This is a genomic window from Actinomyces sp. Marseille-QA0893 (assembly GCF_976954355.1).
Genome location: NZ_CDRJSY010000006.1, coordinates 69,308 through 85,717, shown reverse-complemented (window position 1 = coordinate 85,717; position 16,410 = coordinate 69,308). Strand labels below are relative to the sequence as shown.

Annotated in this window: 11 protein-coding genes; 5 read left to right on the top strand and 6 right to left on the bottom strand. The window is 56.1% G+C overall.

All coding sequences use genetic code 11. The annotated features are described in order from the left end of the window. Window positions 1-3 precede the first annotated feature (3 nt). Together ACWNMW_RS07795 and ACWNMW_RS07790 are read right to left on the bottom strand one after the other, a co-directional pair. The gene (locus ACWNMW_RS07795; protein WP_449490560.1) at window positions 4-1,374 is read right to left on the bottom strand and encodes an aggregation-promoting factor C-terminal-like domain-containing protein; all 1,371 of its coding nucleotides are present in this window, start codon (window positions 1,372-1,374) and stop codon (window positions 4-6) included. Next, complete coding sequence (locus tag ACWNMW_RS07790; RefSeq protein WP_034501866.1) at window positions 1,371-2,495, bottom strand: resuscitation-promoting factor; 1,125 nt, start codon at window positions 2,493-2,495, stop codon at window positions 1,371-1,373. Before ACWNMW_RS07790 ends, ACWNMW_RS07795 begins: the two co-directional genes overlap by 4 nt. A gap of 278 nt (window positions 2,496-2,773) precedes the next feature. Here ACWNMW_RS07790 and ACWNMW_RS07785 point away from each other — a divergent pair, with 278 nt between their 5' ends. Together ACWNMW_RS07785 and ACWNMW_RS07780 are read left to right on the top strand one after the other, a co-directional pair. Next, the gene (locus ACWNMW_RS07785) at window positions 2,774-3,580 is read left to right on the top strand and encodes a hypothetical protein (RefSeq protein WP_449490559.1); all 807 of its coding nucleotides are present in this window, start codon (window positions 2,774-2,776) and stop codon (window positions 3,578-3,580) included. Beyond that, a complete protein-coding gene (locus tag ACWNMW_RS07780) occupies window positions 3,577-5,727 on the top strand; it encodes a transglutaminase domain-containing protein (RefSeq protein WP_449490558.1) in 2,151 nt (716 codons plus the stop codon). Before ACWNMW_RS07785 ends, ACWNMW_RS07780 begins: the two co-directional genes overlap by 4 nt. A 131-nt stretch (window positions 5,728-5,858) precedes the next feature. Here the strand turns inward: ACWNMW_RS07780 and ACWNMW_RS07775 are convergent, their stop codons facing one another. The 4 genes from ACWNMW_RS07775 to ACWNMW_RS07760 all read right to left on the bottom strand — a co-directional run bounded on the left by ACWNMW_RS07775 (window position 5,859) and on the right by ACWNMW_RS07760 (window position 12,938). Further along, the gene (locus tag ACWNMW_RS07775) at window positions 5,859-6,770 is read right to left on the bottom strand and encodes a TatD family hydrolase (protein ID WP_449490557.1); all 912 of its coding nucleotides are present in this window, start codon (window positions 6,768-6,770) and stop codon (window positions 5,859-5,861) included. Window positions 6,771-6,779: 9 nt separating this feature from the next. Then, window positions 6,780-7,364 carry a DJ-1 family glyoxalase III gene (locus tag ACWNMW_RS07770; protein WP_449490556.1) on the bottom strand — a complete coding sequence of 195 codons (585 nt, stop codon included), beginning with the start codon at window positions 7,362-7,364 and terminating at the stop codon, window positions 6,780-6,782. An 85-nt stretch (window positions 7,365-7,449) separates the two neighbouring features. Continuing rightward, window positions 7,450-10,854, bottom strand: a complete 3,405-nt coding sequence (locus ACWNMW_RS07765) for an ATP-binding cassette domain-containing protein (protein ID WP_449490555.1) — start codon at window positions 10,852-10,854, stop codon at window positions 7,450-7,452. A gap of 104 nt (window positions 10,855-10,958) precedes the next feature. Next, entirely contained in the window at window positions 10,959-12,938 is a 1,980-nt protein-coding gene (locus ACWNMW_RS07760) for a cation:proton antiporter (protein ID WP_449490554.1), read from the bottom strand. A gap of 74 nt (window positions 12,939-13,012) precedes the next feature. Here ACWNMW_RS07760 and ACWNMW_RS07755 point away from each other — a divergent pair, with 74 nt between their 5' ends. The 3 genes from ACWNMW_RS07755 to ACWNMW_RS07745 all read left to right on the top strand — a co-directional run bounded on the left by ACWNMW_RS07755 (window position 13,013) and on the right by ACWNMW_RS07745 (window position 16,386). Then, entirely contained in the window at window positions 13,013-13,606 is a 594-nt protein-coding gene (locus ACWNMW_RS07755) for a methylated-DNA--[protein]-cysteine S-methyltransferase (protein WP_449490553.1), read from the top strand. 66 nt (window positions 13,607-13,672) lie between these two features. Continuing rightward, window positions 13,673-14,824, top strand: a complete 1,152-nt coding sequence (locus tag ACWNMW_RS07750; protein ID WP_449490552.1) for a hypothetical protein — start codon at window positions 13,673-13,675, stop codon at window positions 14,822-14,824. Continuing rightward, complete coding sequence (locus tag ACWNMW_RS07745; RefSeq protein ID WP_449490551.1) at window positions 14,821-16,386, top strand: hypothetical protein; 1,566 nt, start codon at window positions 14,821-14,823, stop codon at window positions 16,384-16,386. Before ACWNMW_RS07750 ends, ACWNMW_RS07745 begins: the two co-directional genes overlap by 4 nt. Window positions 16,387-16,410: the final 24 nt, after the last annotated feature.

The window sequence follows — 16,410 nt, the reverse complement described above, 5'->3', positions numbered from 1 at the left end:
TGATCAGTACCAACCGACGGAGTTTGAATGCGCGAGCGCCGAACACGGCCTGCCGTAGCGACCCGCAATATATCCCAGACCCCAGTTGATTTGAGTAACGGGATTAGTCTGCCAATCCGCCCCTGCCGAGGCCATCTTGCTTCCCGGGAGAGCCTGCGGAATACCGTAGGCGCCGGAAGAGGCGTTCTTCGCGTAGGGATTCCAATGGGATTCGCGATTCCACAGGGCAACGAGGCACTGGAACTCGGAGTCACCCCAGCCTCGGGCAGCAACCAAAGGCTTTGCGAGGCTCCGCGGGTCTTCACCCGAATAGGTCAGCGGAATATTGGCCGCGACCATCGCCTGTGCAACTTCGGCGGAGTTCCCACCAGCAGCCGTAATCTCGGCTGCGCTTGAGAGTGTGCCGAGTTTTGCGCGGTAGCGAATGGAGCGGGTGCCATCCTCTTCGGTCTTTTCTTCGAGCGTTGCCTTGGGGTCAAGTCCGGCTTCAATCAGAGCCTTCGGGGTGACCTCTTTGGTTCCGATCGAACGGATTTGCGCACTGGGCTCGCGAACCACCTTCGAGTTGAGCGGCGCCTCGAAGCGTTCACCGCCGTCAACGTTTTCGCTCCACGTCATCTCTTCGGCTTCGCCTTCAACGCCCTTGGTCGTCACCTGTTCTTCGCCGGCAAAAAGCTGATCGGAGTCTTGGCGGTGTTCTTCAAAGGGAATGGCGACCTTGCGAGGAGCAAGAGAGCGCGTGACCTTGTGAATATCGATTGAGAGCCCGTCTGCGGTGGACTTGACTTCGACTCGATCAAGGGGACTCAGGGTAATTCCCTCTTTTTCCAGGATCGAGCGGGTATCCATGCCTTCTCGTGCGGTAATCGTTCGCGTATTACCGTCAACAATGACCTTCACTTGTCGAGTCTGCGAAACCAGCGGGGTCAGGCTCGAACGCGACTGGGAACGATCGACTGCAAGAATTGCTTTCCCAGAATCCACTCCCATATCTGCAAGTACCCCTTCAGCCGAAGGAGCTGTAGACCACAGCGTTTTGCGGGAGCCGTCAATACTGAGCGTATAGGGCTTTGCAGTGCGCACAACGATGGTTTGCCCGTCGCTGACCTGTTGGTGAATCGAAGGTTGGACGAGGTCGTGTTCTGCCACCTCAACTCCGGCCTCGTTCAAGACACCGGAAACCGAGTGCGCCCACGTCGAAACGGGGCGGATCACTCCATCAACTTCAATATTGACCGTTGAGTGCTCGTGGGCGACGCCAATTCCCGCGATCCCGCATAGCACGAGGCCAGCTGCGCTCGCAGCGACGAGGACAGCTTGCTTCGATGGTTCCCAGGAGTGGGCGCGGGGACGGGAGTGGCGGGCTGCGTTCACAGAAGTCCTAGCGATCGAGCACAGGCCGGCCACTGTCCCCATCCGGAGCGGGCCTGGAGAGCCTGGGCGCGCTGAGTCTGCTCAGCTGCCGAGGCCTCGGAAGGAAGTCCGGTACCGCCCATTGCGCGCCACGTAGAAGCAGAGAATTGGTAGAGACCGTAGTAGCCGTTACCGGTGTTTGTTGCGGGGTTACCGCCGGATTCGCAGCGTGCGAGAGCGGCCCAGACGTCGTTGCCGGTCACGGTCGCCGACGAGCCTGATGAAGACGATGCGGCAGAAGATGACGATGCCGTTGTCGTTTCCTTCGTTCCGATCTTGACGATCTGTTTGACCGGCTCGGTTCGGTTCTCGGACACTACTTGGCTAACGATTTCTTGACCGTCGCGGCGCTCAACGTAGACGCTCCTCTTGATAGACCCATCGGAGCCCTCTTGAGCAACCTTGCGGGTTCCCTTTGCCAAAGTGGAGTCTTCTTGTTCTTCAACTTCCTTCGTCAAAGTTTCTTCACGTTCTTCAACGCCGCGCTGAACGCGGATCACTCGAAGGAAGCTTCCCTGCTCATCGCTGGTGAAGACGACGCGGTCGAGGAAGGAAACCTCAACACCGGCTTGGGAAAGAAGATCGGAGGCACTTGCACCTTGGCGTGCGTCAACCGTGTGGGTCTGTCCGTCCGCAACGACGCGGATAGGACCGCTCGCTGTTAGGGCGGGAAGCTCTGCGCGAGAGGTTGAACGATCAGCGGCGATAATGGCGCCCTTCGTGCCGACTTGTCCCAGCAAGTCATCAATGTCGGTTGCGGTCGACCATGTGGGAGTGGAAACACCATCGATATCGACCATGTACTGCTGAGCGCGGCGGACAAGGATGGTCTGTCCGTTACTCACTCGTTCATGGAGTGAAGGCGCGACAAGGTCGTGCGAAGAAACTTCAACACCCGCGGTTGCTAAAACGTCAGAGACCTTGCCCATAAACCCTGAAACGGGGATAGAAACGCCATCAACTTCCAGAGTGACATCACGGAAGGACGAGGCGACGGCAGTACCGGCGATTCCGGTGACGGTCATGGCAGCAACTGCAGCGCTAGCGATAACAGCCTTGCGCGAGGGGTGCTGAATGTTCATATAGCTCCAAACTTCGGAGGTTTCGCCCTGGCAGTTTCTCGAAGAAATGCGGCTCGCATGCGAGCCTGCGGCGAACGGACACTTCACACGCTACGGGGAAAATGAAATCCAAGCGAGCGATAGTGATACGGAACATACACATAAGCCACATAAATCACAGTTGTCACACCTGTAACAGCAGCTGAATGAGAGATTGATAAGTCAAATTGGCATTTATTCAGGGACGAACACTAGGATGGGGAAAGATTATCACCGCTGCAAAGAAGGGACCGTGAATAATGAAGTCACGCCAACGCGGGATCTACGCACTTGTAACGTGCATTGCCTTGGGAGTGTCCATGGCGGCATGTGGATCCTCGTCCAACGGATATATCCAGGGGGACGGCTCAGAACCCGCTTATAAAAAAACGGTCTTCTTCTCAACAGAACCCAACCAAGATCTCAGCGATTTGAGTTCTGTCTCTCCTCAGCCGGAAGGCAAGGAAACATTCAGCCCCGAAGATTCAAAACTCTTCCTCAACCGTTACCAGGTGGGCTACATCAAAGACAAACACTGGCTGTTGGCAACGACCGATCGCGGTTCCTTCACATTCACTTTTAAAGGCGTAACGGTATTGCCGCAGACAACTCAAGATGGTCACAAGATCATCAAGGTTGATTACACCATGGAGAACCATTCACGGAAGAAAGAGACTCCCGACAATGCCCTGCGTTGGGTGTTCTACATGGCTTCTTCTCCACTTCCGGGCACTGACATTGCCAAGCAATACGCTGCTCACACCATCGACGATCCTGATCAGTTGACGATTTTCAAGCTTACTGACGTCGAATCACAGCTATTGAAGGCACCCGACACCAGCCAATTCACCTCCGATGACGCTCAGGTGAAGGCTGCAGGCGAACCGATCGGGAACTACCTCGACCTCTCGAGAGAACAACAAGAAACCGTTTATTCTTCGCTCTTCCTTGCCCCGAGTGACCTCAGTTCAGTGAGTTTGAACTTCGTGGCATGCACGAATGGGAAGGGCCTGACTGCAGATATTTACTGCCGCGTCATGCAACCGCTGGAAGGATCGCTTCAATGAGACTCGCACATACATTCAGTCGCGCCATTGCTGCGCTTGGCATTTTCACGGTGCTTTCTTTTGCCGTTCCCGCCGCAGCTCATGCGGACGACAGCGTTGACCAGCTCAAGAAGACCGATCCTTCGGCTTTCGAGTGGGCCGAGGGAGTTCAAGAGGTCAATCAGGGCGATAGATTGATCGTTCCAACCCAGGTGTCGCTCAAAAACTTTGAGATCCGTAAGGATATCGCCTCTTCCGGACAAGGGGCGCAATACACTCCGCCTTTCTCCGTTTATTCCGATGCGACGCTCACCGTTGATCTCGGTTTCAGCGTAGCGAGCTACGGTTCTCAGGGCCTTGCAATTGCTCCTAACCCAATCACCCTCATGACCCGCTCCCAGGCTAGCCCTTTGGCGGATATCACCGGAAACTCCGGCTGGGGACTTCTCCCCATGTACTACCTGGTCCAATACAACGACCTTGACACAGGCAAACTTCTAGAACGTCCGATTGTTCGTCGTATCCGCGTCAGTGACGAAGGTTTCCTCCCGCGTCCCCAAAATGTGGAGGTCGATGAGGAAAACAACGGAACTTTTACCGTGTCGTGGGATCCGGTCGAAGGTGCCGAGAGCTACTACCTGGTTCATCTCAATAGCACAGATGACAAGGGAGTAACCCGCCTCAATCCCAAGTTGATGGCGGAAACTGCAGCCACTTCATGGAACTCCGATCAGCGCGAAGAAGGGGAACGCAAGCTCGATACGTATCTTAATACCGCGCTCAGAGATTTCTTCACCGAAGAAGACTTCAAAGGATTGGAATCATCTGGTGGTTTCACCGATGAACAGCTCGATGCCATGCTCAATGGCAAAGGCGATCAGATCGCTGTCATCGCCAAGAAGGGCGTGAAGGTTTCCAAGATGTCCGATTTGCTCGACATCGAAGGAACGATGGGAAACACCCCCATCAAGATTGCATCAAATGCATGGCGAGAACTCAATCCGAACAACTCGAATTTCCAGAGTCTGAGCGATATCCCGACCCAGATTCCTATGGTCATGGCGGATGGACACACCCGCGTTCTTCCGATCATTGTCGACCCGGAGCGCAGTTGGATTCAGACGAACAACCCGCGTACAGCGCAAGATGCGCCGGCGGCATTGCACGTTTCCTATCACATCGGACACAGCCGTTTCACGAATACCTTCATCGTCCTCAATTTCGATCCCTCGACGTATGTCAACGATCTGACAAAGATGAAGGAAGAGCAAGAGAAGACACAGACCGGCTACATTGCCCCCGATCTGACTTACTCCAAGCGGACAACGACAAAGTCCACAGCGCCTGACGATAAGATTGCGCGCACCTTCCCGGATACTCCCATGCAAGTCCTTGGTACAACCGCACTGTCAAAGTACCTTGCTGCCAATATGATGAACGGCGCGGCAGACATCGATATCTCACAGTTCAAGGATGATGCAGCAACGATGACTCAAATCCAAGAGGCATTCTGGGAAGCGAAGAATCAAAATGGTCTCGTGCCTTGGGGTTACCCTTCTCTTTCCGAGGATGGAAAGATCCTCCACGTCGAATACGGCACCGAGGATGCCATTGAGCAGCATCTTTCCCCCAAGGACTACACCTCTCAAATCAACTCGGCAGCGGACAAGGTTGTTGCCGACATCATCAAGCCGGGCATGGATGATGCTGCCAAGGTGCGAGCAATCAACTCGTGGATCATCGAGCACGCAACCTACAACCATGCCGGACTTGAAAAAATGGATAAGTTGTGGAGTGACCCTGACCGGTCGAAGCACCGCTACACCCATGATCTCTTCCCCGACCACGATGCAGGCGGTATTTTCTTCAAGGGAACGACCGTGTGCGAGGGCTACGCAAACACATTCCAACTTCTCGCAACCAAGTCGGGTGTCGCCTCAGTAGTGATCACCGGTAAGGTGACTTTCTCTGATGGTAGTGGCGGTGGCCACGCCTGGAATCAGGCTAAAATCAACGGCACGTGGAAGACAGTGGACGTTACTTGGAATGACGGAGGAGACTCTCGTCAAGAAGCGATTGAAACTCGATACCTCATGATCGATAACAACTCCCCGCTCCTCACTAAGCAGCGCACCTGGAAGGATCCTGCGATCAAGAAGATCCTCTAAGGAGATCAGGTCGACGTATGAGTGGTGGGGCCTCCCGACAGGGAGGCCCCACCACTGTGTTTCAACCTAAACGCAAGCATTCACGGCATGTGCGCGAGCATTCACGCACACTCTCCCGTTACCTCGACTGTTTACCAGCTCCCGTAGACCCTTTCAGTGTTCTCACGAAGCTGCATGCACGCGCCCTCTTCCGAAATTCCCCATAGCTCAGCGATAAAGCGAACAGTATGCGCCATCACGTAGGAGGCATTCGGGCAGCCTCGCCACGGCAACGGAGTCAAATAGGGCGCATCTGTTTCAACCAGCACCAGTTCGCGTGGAAGGACCGCGAAGGCTTGACGAAGATCCTCATTCGCCGGATAGCTGATAGGACCAGCGAAAGACGCATACCACTCATGTTCAGCCAAAACAGATGCCATTGCCGCATCCCCTGAAAAACAATGGAAGACAATGCGCTGATCAGGATTCGCGCACTCGCGCACAAGCGCAATCGAGTCCTCGTGTGCCTCACGATCGTGAATCTGCAGCGGCAAATCATGGCGAGCAGCCATTTCGATATGCGCGCGAAAAGATTCCTTCTGGGCCTCGCGACCGGGATCAGCAGTACGGAAATAATCCAAGCCGCTCTCTCCCACTGCAACCACCATCGGGTCACCCAAGCGTTCCTCCACGGCGGACAAGGCCTCGTCAAGGGGAATATGATGCTCGCGCAGCTGCGGAGTCAGCCCATCGGGGGACGGATCGGCGCACCCGGCGTGCAGCGCGGCCTCGTTCGGGTGGATCGCAAGGGCAACGCGCACTCCCTCATGAGCGCGGGCAAGCTCAAGCATCGGATCGAAATAGGGCAATTCGCAGGCGCTGGAAATCATCCGCGTCACGCCTACCTGACGCGCGCGCTCCAATTGCTCCTCAAGAGGCATCTTCACACCATCTGCGCGGGGGATCTCTCCCTCGTGAACGGGAAGATGCGTGTGGTTATCGATAACCGACGAGACCAAGGGCTCGGGAGTATCCGGCCAGGGACGAGGCTTTCGCTTACCCACGGTGCCTCCTCAGTGCTGCCAGACGATAGATTCGCGGACCTGCTGCGCTACTTCCTCGCCCAGAAGCTGACGAACCAGCTCGAGGCCAAGTTCCAGAGCAGTTCCCGCTCCCCTGCTGGTCACGATGCTCCCGTCAACGACGACGCACTCAGACTGAGCCTGTGCACCTCCCGAGCTCAGGGCATCCATGAAACCGGGGTTTGCAGTCGCGCGACGTCCCTCAAGCACTCCAAGTTCAGCCAGAATCGAGGGAGCTGCACAGATCGCTGCGAGTTTCAGCGAGGCCTCGGCGCGGCGAAGCACCTCGGCGCGCACCTGCGCGTTCTCTTTGAGCCTCAAGGTTCCCGGCATTCCTCCGGGCAGGAAAACCACCGCGTAGGACGCCAAATCCGCGTCGTCAAGCATAAGATCAGCGACAACCTTGATGCCGTGAGAGCTTGCGACGTGACGCTCATTTTCAATTGAAATGAGGTCCGCCCGAATCCCCGCACGATAGAGAGCATCGACAACCGCAAGGGCTTCGACTTCCTCAAATCCGGTCGCGAGTAGAACGGCGACACTATCGGTGGTCGAAAGGGTTGTAGGCGTTGGCATAAGTCCTCCTCAGATGGGCAGCCGAAGCGCGGCACGCGCGCTGCATACCTTCAGGGTAACGCAGACGCACGCCGGCACAGTCCGGCTACTCTGAGCGCAGGGCTTCGACAGGGTCTTGGCGAGATGCCCTCGAGGCCGGAATCAAGCCGGCGATAACGGTCAAAGCGACCGAGATCGCAATCAAGATTGCCGCGGTGAGCGGGGATAGCTGAGCAATATTGCTCACCTGGAAGCCCTGCTCCGCGATCGCATTGACCAGGCCACAGATCCCGTAGGTCACGCCAACACCGATGATGCCCGCAATCAGGCCCTCGATAAAGGTTTCCGCGTTGAAGACCGCAGAGACATTGCCCTTTGAGGCACCGATCGATCGAAGAATGCCGATTTCTTTCTTGCGTTCAAGAACTGAAATATAGGTGATGATCGCAATCATGATCGAGGACACGACCAGTGAGATCGATACGAAGGCGATGAGAAGCCACGAGATCACGTTGACGATCCTCGTCACTGAGCTCATGAGTACGCCCATGATATCGGTGTAGGTGATGACCTGGTCGGACTTGCCCGCGCTCTCCTTGTCAGTGTTGTACTGATCCAAGACAGCCTTGACGGAATCCTTGTCCTTGAAGGACTTCGGGTAAATCGAAATACTGCTGGGGGACTTCAGGTCAGCCCACCCCAGATCGCGCAGGTTGGTCTCAAGCGTGGGGACGTTCGTTGAGAACATCGTCGCCATCAGTGCGGCAAGGGACTTCTCGTCAAGATTCGACGAGAACGCCGATGCGATGGCCTCGGGATCGAAGTGGAAGGCGCTGCTCATATTCGTTGCGAATTGGCTCATTGTTGCGCTGATCTGCTGGCCAATTGTCTGCGAAAGCTGAGTCATCATCTGGGTCATGGCAGTCGCCATGGTCTCTTGGAGGACCTGGCCGATCGCCGCGGAGACCCCGCGCATGAGATTGCCACCAAGCTGGGCGGCGATCTGCGCCGAAATCTGGTTCGCAAGTTCCGTTGACACCTGAGAGGCAACAGAAGCCAGTGCCGGGTCATCCCCGAGTGCCGCTTGCAAGTTCGTCATCAGCTTCTCGCGGTCAACGACTTGGTCAGAAGAGACGGCGGTATTGATCTGTTGAATGACCGAGGGCTGAGAGAAGTACTCAGAGACCAGCGTGGAAAAGTCCGTGGAGCCACCCGCAGCAATCTGGTTTTGCGCATAGTCCTGGAAGCCCTGAAGGATCTGGCTTGCCTGCGAACTTAAGTACGTTCCCGCAGTGTCCTTCACAGCACCGTCTGCCAGCGTTTTGCGGATAATCGCAGGGAAATCAACGTTTTGCAGCTGAGGAACGCTCTTGCTGAGCTCTCCCAAATTGAGCTTCGAGGGGTCAATCTGCACCGCTGAACCGTCAGCAGGAATAAGCTTCGAAAGATCAATATTCGACAAGTCCATTCCCGACAAATCAAGGTTCGAGAAGTCAAGGCTGGACAGGTCCATTCCGCTGAAATCTAGGCCCGAGAGGTCCATTTGCATGGCCGATGGGTCGATAGAGAAAGCCGCAGAAAGCTTGTTTTGATCGACCGTAAACAAGCTGGACATATCAAAACCACTGGAACGGTCCTTCGAGGAATCCGCAAGTTCCTGGAAAGTCTTACCCGTGAACACGTCGGTCTTCGGGTTCGCCCGCTGATCCTTGACGATCTGACTATCCTCGGCCTCGCGAATGATCTGGCGGGTGAGCTCAGGGGTGTAGGCAAGACCCTGGCGCAGCGCTCCCCCATGCGAGGAATTCGGCTTCACGATTGCGCTAATGCGCAGCTCTTGGCCCTGGTCGATCAGTTTCTTCATGAATTCCTTATCGGAAGAGTGATCCGACCAGACCTTGTAGTTCTCGTCCCAGGTGTACTTTGCGGACGCGTTGATGCGCTTGTACTTAATCCCCAAAATTTTGTCGTAATCGTACGAGGCCGCGGGGGCGTCGTTCGCAGAAGGTGACGGACTCGGGGTAGCTGAGTTCTTCTCACCGATGGTTCCCGAGTAGTACTGACGCATCAGTTCGTCGAATTCCTTGTGGTCTTTCAGACCTAGGACGTACTCCATCAGGTTCGACATATTGCCGTCTTCATCAATGACAAGGACGACTTCGGACGCTGAAGTTGGCCAGTGGCCCGCAAGAACATCGTAGGAGGAGGTGTAAAGAGAGGACTCCTGCGGCATTTGGTAGAAGGCGTTAGTAGCCATCATCGAGGACATGGGACTTCCGCGCATGCCCGTTTCCATCCGATTCATTGCCTGATCGGGGCTGACTTGGATGTTGTCCTTCGAGGTATCGGCCTGGAAAATCTGCGGGGTGACGTCGTAGTCGTATTCGATGGCGTTGACGAAAGAGTTGACATTCCCGCCGTTTCCGTCGAGGAAAGCCTTCAAGGAGGCCAAGTCATTCGTCTTCGCGTCGCGAATATTGTCTGCAAGAGTCCTCAGCTTGGAGACCCCAACTTTGCCGTCGCTTGGCTTCTCGCTGCTAGCGGCTTCGACTTGTGCAGACAGGGCGCTGGACATGTCCATGCCGCTCTTTTGAATGGTCAGCGGATAGGCGCCTAGGGTTTCTTCTTCTGTTTGGGCAATGTAAGCATTCGTGCCGTTTGCCAGAGCCAAAATGGCGGCGATACCGATGATTCCAATAGACCCCGCGAAAGAGGTCATCAGGGTACGGCCCTTCTTCGTCATCAAGTTATTGAAGGACAGGGAAAGCGCGGTCAGGAAGCCCATCGAGGTACGGCGCACTGGCTTGGCCTCGCGAACTTCCTCAGTACCCGGAACAAAAGGACGCGAATCGGCGACCACTTCACCATCCGCGAGCTCGACAATGCGGGTTGCGTATTGGTGCGCAAGCTCGGGATTGTGGGTCACCATGATGACCAAACGGTCTTGAGCAACATCGCGCAGGAGGTCCATGACCTGAACGCTGGTCTTGGAGTCAAGAGCACCGGTCGGTTCATCGGCCAAGAGAATTTCAGGATCGTTGATCAGCGCTCGGGCAATGGCGACGCGCTGCATCTGCCCGCCAGAAAGCTGTGAGGGCTTCTTCCCGACGTGCTCGGCCAGCCCGACGCGTTCCAAGGCTTCCATCGCGCGCTTGCGGCGTTCGCCTCGGGAGACACCGGAGAGGGTCAGCGCGAGCTCAACGTTGGACAAGATGGTCTGGTGCGGGATCAGGTTGTAGGACTGGAAAACGAAGCCGATGCGGTTGTTGCGGTAGGCGTCCCAATCGCGGGCTTTGTAATCCTTCGTTGAGATTCCATCGATGACCAGGTCGCCGCTTTGGAAGCGGTCCAGGCCGCCAACGACGTTGAGCAACGTCGTTTTGCCTGAACCCGACTGGCCCAGAATTGCAACGAATTCACTATCCCGGAATGCGACCGAAACGTCATTGAGCGCGACTTGACGCAGATTCGCAGTTTCGTAGATCTTGACGATATTTCGCAGTTCGAGCACTGGGATTCCTTCGACCGTTATTTGCTGACCTTTTTAAGGCTAACAAAATCACTGGTGGGGCGATATGGGGGATTCCCCTGGTTTTCCTTGGGTGAAACTCGGGGCTAGTGGTCGCTGGACTTTCCCGAAACCAAGAGGATTTCTTCATTATCGAGGCGGGCAAGGGCGCCCTCTAGGGCTGCTGAAGAGAAGATTCCCTCATCGCGAGCCTGAAGAAGAGCCTCACGCTGAGCGTGAATGGCTTCAAGTGCCAGTTCGCGAATCTGATCGCGCGTGAAGGAACGTTCAACTTCCTCTCCGCTCATATCGACAGTGCCGTGACCTTCATCGTCACTGAAGTCTTCAGAGTTGTTCGTGTCAGGCACTAATTCATCATCACAGTTCGAACATAGAGCATCACGAGTAGCGCCAGTCTGCGTACTGGCATCTTGCAAGATATCGGAGAGGACGCGGTCGGCGGCCTGGGCCGTGCGCGCCTTTTCAGCGGTATCGTCGCCGGGGACCGCATGCCCGATTCTCGAGAGAGTGCGTGAGACACCCGCAGAAAGCAAAGTTCGACCGTCGACCTCGTGAATTGCCTGCGCAAGGGCGGTATCCACCAGCGCAGATGCCATCACCTTGAGAAGCTTTTCGCGTTCTTCCTCGGAAATATCGCCCGAGGCCATTTTGGGTTTAACGATGCGGATCAGGGCCGGAAGAGTCAAGCCCTGGATGATGAGTGCACCAGCTGCGATAAACAAAGCAATCATGAGCAGCAAGGCGCGCATTGGGGCATGAGTTGAAATAGTCTGCGCGGCCGCCAAAGTGATTGCTCCGCGCATGCCCGCCCACACGATGACACTACCTTCACGCGGGCCTAGTGGCTCATTTGCGAAGTAATCAAGGTCGGATCCTCGCTTGGCATTTCGACGTTCACGCTGCTGGAGGCGCCGGCGGAGTCGGTTGAGGGCTTTCCCCCACTGTTCCGGGCTGAGGTCACGCGCTTGAAGCATATCCGCATCGACCTCGCAGGCGATATTCATTCGTTTTTCAAAGCGCTCGATACGAGAGGCCTCGACCTCAAAGCGGCGCTGACGATGAGTGCGGCGGTGATCCAGCCACGTGAGCATGAGCGCGATAAACACGGCTCTAATGACCATGATGAGGGTTCCAAGGCTCACTGCCAGGACCGCCGCGAAGGTCAGGCCCCCAACAAATTCGCTGGTCTCCTCGACAATTCCAAAGGCTTGCAAGCCCATTGTCAGGAAAATTGCACTCTCTAATACGAGCGTTAGCGTCTCCCAGTTTTGCTGAGAAAAACGCCTATTCGATGCGGAGATGAGCGCCGCGCGCCGGCGTGAGACAACGAGGCCCGCGACAACGGCTGCAACTAGGCCAGATCCGCCCAAGTGCTCAGCGGGAAGCGAGGCCAAGAAAGGCATCGCGAAAGAAAAGACCGTATCGGTTGATGGTTCCTTGAGTGCAGCGCGTACACGCACGCCTACCTCGCCAATGATCCAGCCAATGACTGCTGCAATACCAAGTGCGAGCGCAACCTTTGCAATGAGCATGCCGGGGTTGAGCGCGTTTTTGTCAGCGGCCAAGCCTGCATTCATTGCCGCCGAAAGCAGGACCAGTGAGGTCGCATCATTAAAGAGTCCCTCACCCTCAAGCACGGTGATAATGCGGTGCGAGACGCCACTGCGCTTCGCAATGGATACGGCAACCGCATCTGTCGGGGAAAGGACAGCGCCCAGTGCAACGCCCCAGGGCAGGGAAATCGCGGGGACCATCCAGTTGATGACGAAGCCAACCGCAAATGCTGAAAGGAATACCAGCGGAATAGCAAGCATTGCAACCGCATGCATTTCACGGCGGAAATCCATGGTCGGCATACGCACTGCTGCCGAAAACAGCAGCGGAGGAAGGATGATTTCCAAGATGATGTGCGGTTCAATTTCGATGGCCCCAACCTGTGGCAGGAAGCCGATCGCCAAGCCGACAGCGAGCAGGATCAGCGGTGATGCGACGCCAACCTTGGGGGCAAGAAACTGCGTGGCGACAATAATGAGCATCCCAAGCAGCGCAATCATCAACGGGTCCATGAATATAGTTTACGGGTGACGCATGCACATGTGTGGGGCGTGCATATCCGTCGCCGCTGTGCCAGTCTGTGAGCATGCGTATTGCGAGCATCGCGAAGGACTCCGAGCTGGCGCTGTGTTCCTTCGACACTGAACTTGGCGCTATTACCTGCGCTGCCTCCGGTGGAGCCTTGTGCGCGCTATGGATGAGCGGGCAGCGCTTCTTTGGTTACCCTTTTGGGATTTCCGAGGCCGAGGCCTCCTCCCACGTTCCACTCTCCATCCGGGGTGACTTGCACGCGTGGACCCCAAACGGGAGCACAGTGAGCGATCAGAACGCGTCCGTCTTGGAACAGGCCTATCAGTGGACGCAGGACTTTCTCGCGGGCATGAACCCCGATCATTCTGCGATTCCCTTGGCCACCTACGGAACGGACTTCCAACTGCGTGTGTGGAATGCGCTTCTGGATATCCCTTACGGAGAGTGCGTCACCTACGCGGATCTCGCGCGAAAGGTCGGCTCACCGCGCGCGTTCCAAGCAGTTGGAAGCGCGGTTGGGCACAACCCGTTCTCCCTCATTGTCCCCTGCCACCGCGTGGCCTCGGCCTCGGGCCAGGTCCACTACGGAGGCGGACCGGCGCGAAAGCTCTACTTGCTCTCGGTGGAATCAAAGGGTTCTCTCCACTAAACCCTTGACGTACGTCAATCTCCACGTATAATTAGACGTAAGATTTCACGTATTTTGGAGGGCGTAATGGCACTGGAGCCTATCGAACCGCAGCCCGGCAGTGACCGAGACCCCGCAAACTTCGTCGGCCGCACTGCGATCACCTCCCAAGCGCGCAAACGCCTGCAGGTGGGCGCAAATCTCCTCCTCACCGATCCCAGACGCATGGGTAAGACCTTCTGGATGCACACATTCGCCGCACGAGAGAAGCGTTTTCACTGCTACTTCATCGATTACGAGGGCGTCTTCACAGTCAACGACTTCCTCATCCGCACTGCCGACACACTCGTCAAAGGCGGAAAACTCCCCTCGCGGGCATTTCAGAAACTCAAAACGATCTTCGATAACTGCGATATCGAAATCTCAAGCCCCATCACTATTAAGAGCTACCATCGCCAGACATCTCCGCACGTCCTACTCACAGATATTCTGAGCACCCTCGACGGGGAAGAAAACGATGTTATTCCGCTTGTCATGATGGATGAGGTCCCCATGGCGGTGAATAACATTGCCGAACGCGAAGGTGCCGGAGCTGCCGAAGAAATCCTCCAGACACTGCGCGCACTTCGCCAGAAGACCACGCGCGTGCGATGGATCGTCACAGGGTCCGTCGGCTTCCACCATGTTCTACGCAAAACCAATATGACGCAGGGAGTCTTGAACGATCTTGAATCATTACCGCTCGGCCCTCTCCCCCGTGACGAGGCCGACGAGCTTGCACGCCGCTTGCTCTTAGGCGTGGGGCAAGAGCCCCTCGATGATGTCGTTAATGAGCTCGTCGCTGTAAGCGGAGGAATTCCATTCCTCCTACACAAACTCGTGGGCGCACTCGCACAGAGGTGCTACACCGCTTTTTCTCCCAGCGATGTCCGCGAATGCTTCGAAAACTTCATTGATGACCCCGATGAATTCCGTTGGTTCGAGCACTACCTCACGCGCGTGACGCCACACTACGGCGAGCGCGCACAAGTCGCCGATCAGATCCTGCGACAGACGCTTTCTCAGACGAATGAGTGGATTCCCGTCGATTCATTGACGCAAGGCGAGGAATTCTCCGACGTCCTTGAGGACCTCGTCAAGGATCATTATTTGGAGCGCCGAGGCCGCTCAGTACGCTGGCGGTATCCCGCACTGCAATACATTTGGGCACGTAAGAAGGGGGTGTGGGACCGAAGATGACTAGTCTCTCGTTTGCTTGCTTTACCCCTTCGCTCATGCCCGAGGATCTTCTCGAACGCACATTTGTCGCGCGTGAGCCAATTTTGAAGACCATTATGAAGCGCGTTGAGAAGCTTGGGAAAACGCCAAGTCCGAATCACACGCTACTTGTCGGGTCTTACGGCGTAGGTAAAACACACCTCATCTCCTTGGCGTATCACCGCAGTGTCAAGCTTGCTGATCGTCAAAGAAATACTTCCTTGCGCATCGCGCGTCTTCCCGAAGCTCCGTGGAGGATCACCTCATACGCACGTCTTCTTGCCACGATTCTCAACCAGTTCTCCCCCACTAAGATGAAGAACGCGGATACGAGCTCACTCGAGGCGCAACTTCGCGGAAGCATCCGCGCTGACGGCCCCATTGTGGTCTTCATGGAGAATGTTGATCAGATCTTCGAGGCGCTTGGACAGGACGGGCAACAGAAGCTGCGGAGTTTGCTTCAAACCGAGACGGGCATTCTCATTATTGGAAGCACTACTCGCCTCGATCGCAGCTTTTCCGACAGTACCTCGCCCTTCTTCGGTTTCTTCGACACGATTCGACTCGAGCCTTTCACTCCTGAAGAAGCACGCGAAATACTCGAGGTGTTAGCACGCGAAGCAGACACTTCTGAACTGGCCGAGTACATATCGGCCCCTGATGCGATAGCTCAAATCCGCACGATCACTCACCTCACGGGTGGTTCACCGCGAGTGTGGATGACACTTGGGTGCGCTCTGAACGCCACTGACTTTGAGAACCTCAGCACACTGCTCCTCACTCGGATTGACGCTTTCACCCCGTATTACCAGGAACAGCTGGCTCAGCTCTCCCCTCTGCAGCGTCTTGTCGTTGCGGAACTTGCGGCCACCAATCACCCCCTGCCAGTGAAAGATCTCGCTGAACGGGTGGGTTCGGAGCAGCGCAGCGTCGCGAAGGCGGTGAGCGATCTCAGCGAACGTGCATGGATCAAGCCTGTTTCAACTATTTTCACGAATCTCCTTGACCAGCGTCGCAGTTACTACGATTTGGTAGATCCGCTTGCCCGCTTCGTGCTTCAGCTCAAGGAATCAGACACGCTAGCGCTACCGTCTATCGTGAATTTCCTTGAGACATGGTTTGGCGCTGAAAAACCTACCGCTTTTTCTTCCTTTGATTTGCTGGCGAAGGTTGAGGATACGCTTGCGGCGGTTGCATCGGGGGACGCGGAGCCGGTAATGGCGCTGCCCAGCACTGTGCGCGAGGCGATCGAAGACAAGGCGCGTGATATGGAGGGAATTTCCTCGCTACGCGTGGATTTCCTCGAGAAAGCCTCGAAAGGGGCAGGTGCTCTTCCCCCTATAGACAGCGCCGAATGGGTCGCCCGCGCGGAACGTCTTGACCGCGAGTTGCAGTCCTCTCAAAGCCGACTTGCCCTGGTTCGTTGGCTTGCCGCCTCGCATCGCTTTGACGAGGCCGAAGCTGCCCTTGGAACAATCACCTCCAAGAAAGAAGCCTTGGAAGGCGCGGAGGCTTTGAAGAGCGCTCGCCAAGCCCACAACTAGCGCGCAAGCCAGCCCGACACGGGA

What these genes read in the sequence shown, in the direction of transcription:
- ACWNMW_RS07785 (WP_449490559.1), top strand. Translation starts at nt 2,774, where the DNA reads ATGAAGTCACGCCAACGCGGGATCTACGCACTTGTAACGTGCATTGCC.
- ACWNMW_RS07770 (WP_449490556.1), bottom strand. Translation starts at nt 7,364, where the DNA reads ATGCCAACGCCTACAACCCTTTCGACCACCGATAGTGTCGCCGTTCTA.
- ACWNMW_RS07790 (WP_034501866.1), bottom strand. Translation starts at nt 2,495, where the DNA reads ATGAACATTCAGCACCCCTCGCGCAAGGCTGTTATCGCTAGCGCTGCA.
- ACWNMW_RS07755 (WP_449490553.1), top strand. Translation starts at nt 13,013, where the DNA reads ATGCGTATTGCGAGCATCGCGAAGGACTCCGAGCTGGCGCTGTGTTCC.
- ACWNMW_RS07780 (WP_449490558.1), top strand. Translation starts at nt 3,577, where the DNA reads ATGAGACTCGCACATACATTCAGTCGCGCCATTGCTGCGCTTGGCATT.
- ACWNMW_RS07760 (WP_449490554.1), bottom strand. Translation starts at nt 12,938, where the DNA reads ATGGACCCGTTGATGATTGCGCTGCTTGGGATGCTCATTATTGTCGCC.
- ACWNMW_RS07750 (WP_449490552.1), top strand. Translation starts at nt 13,673, where the DNA reads ATGGCACTGGAGCCTATCGAACCGCAGCCCGGCAGTGACCGAGACCCC.
- ACWNMW_RS07745 (WP_449490551.1), top strand. Translation starts at nt 14,821, where the DNA reads ATGACTAGTCTCTCGTTTGCTTGCTTTACCCCTTCGCTCATGCCCGAG.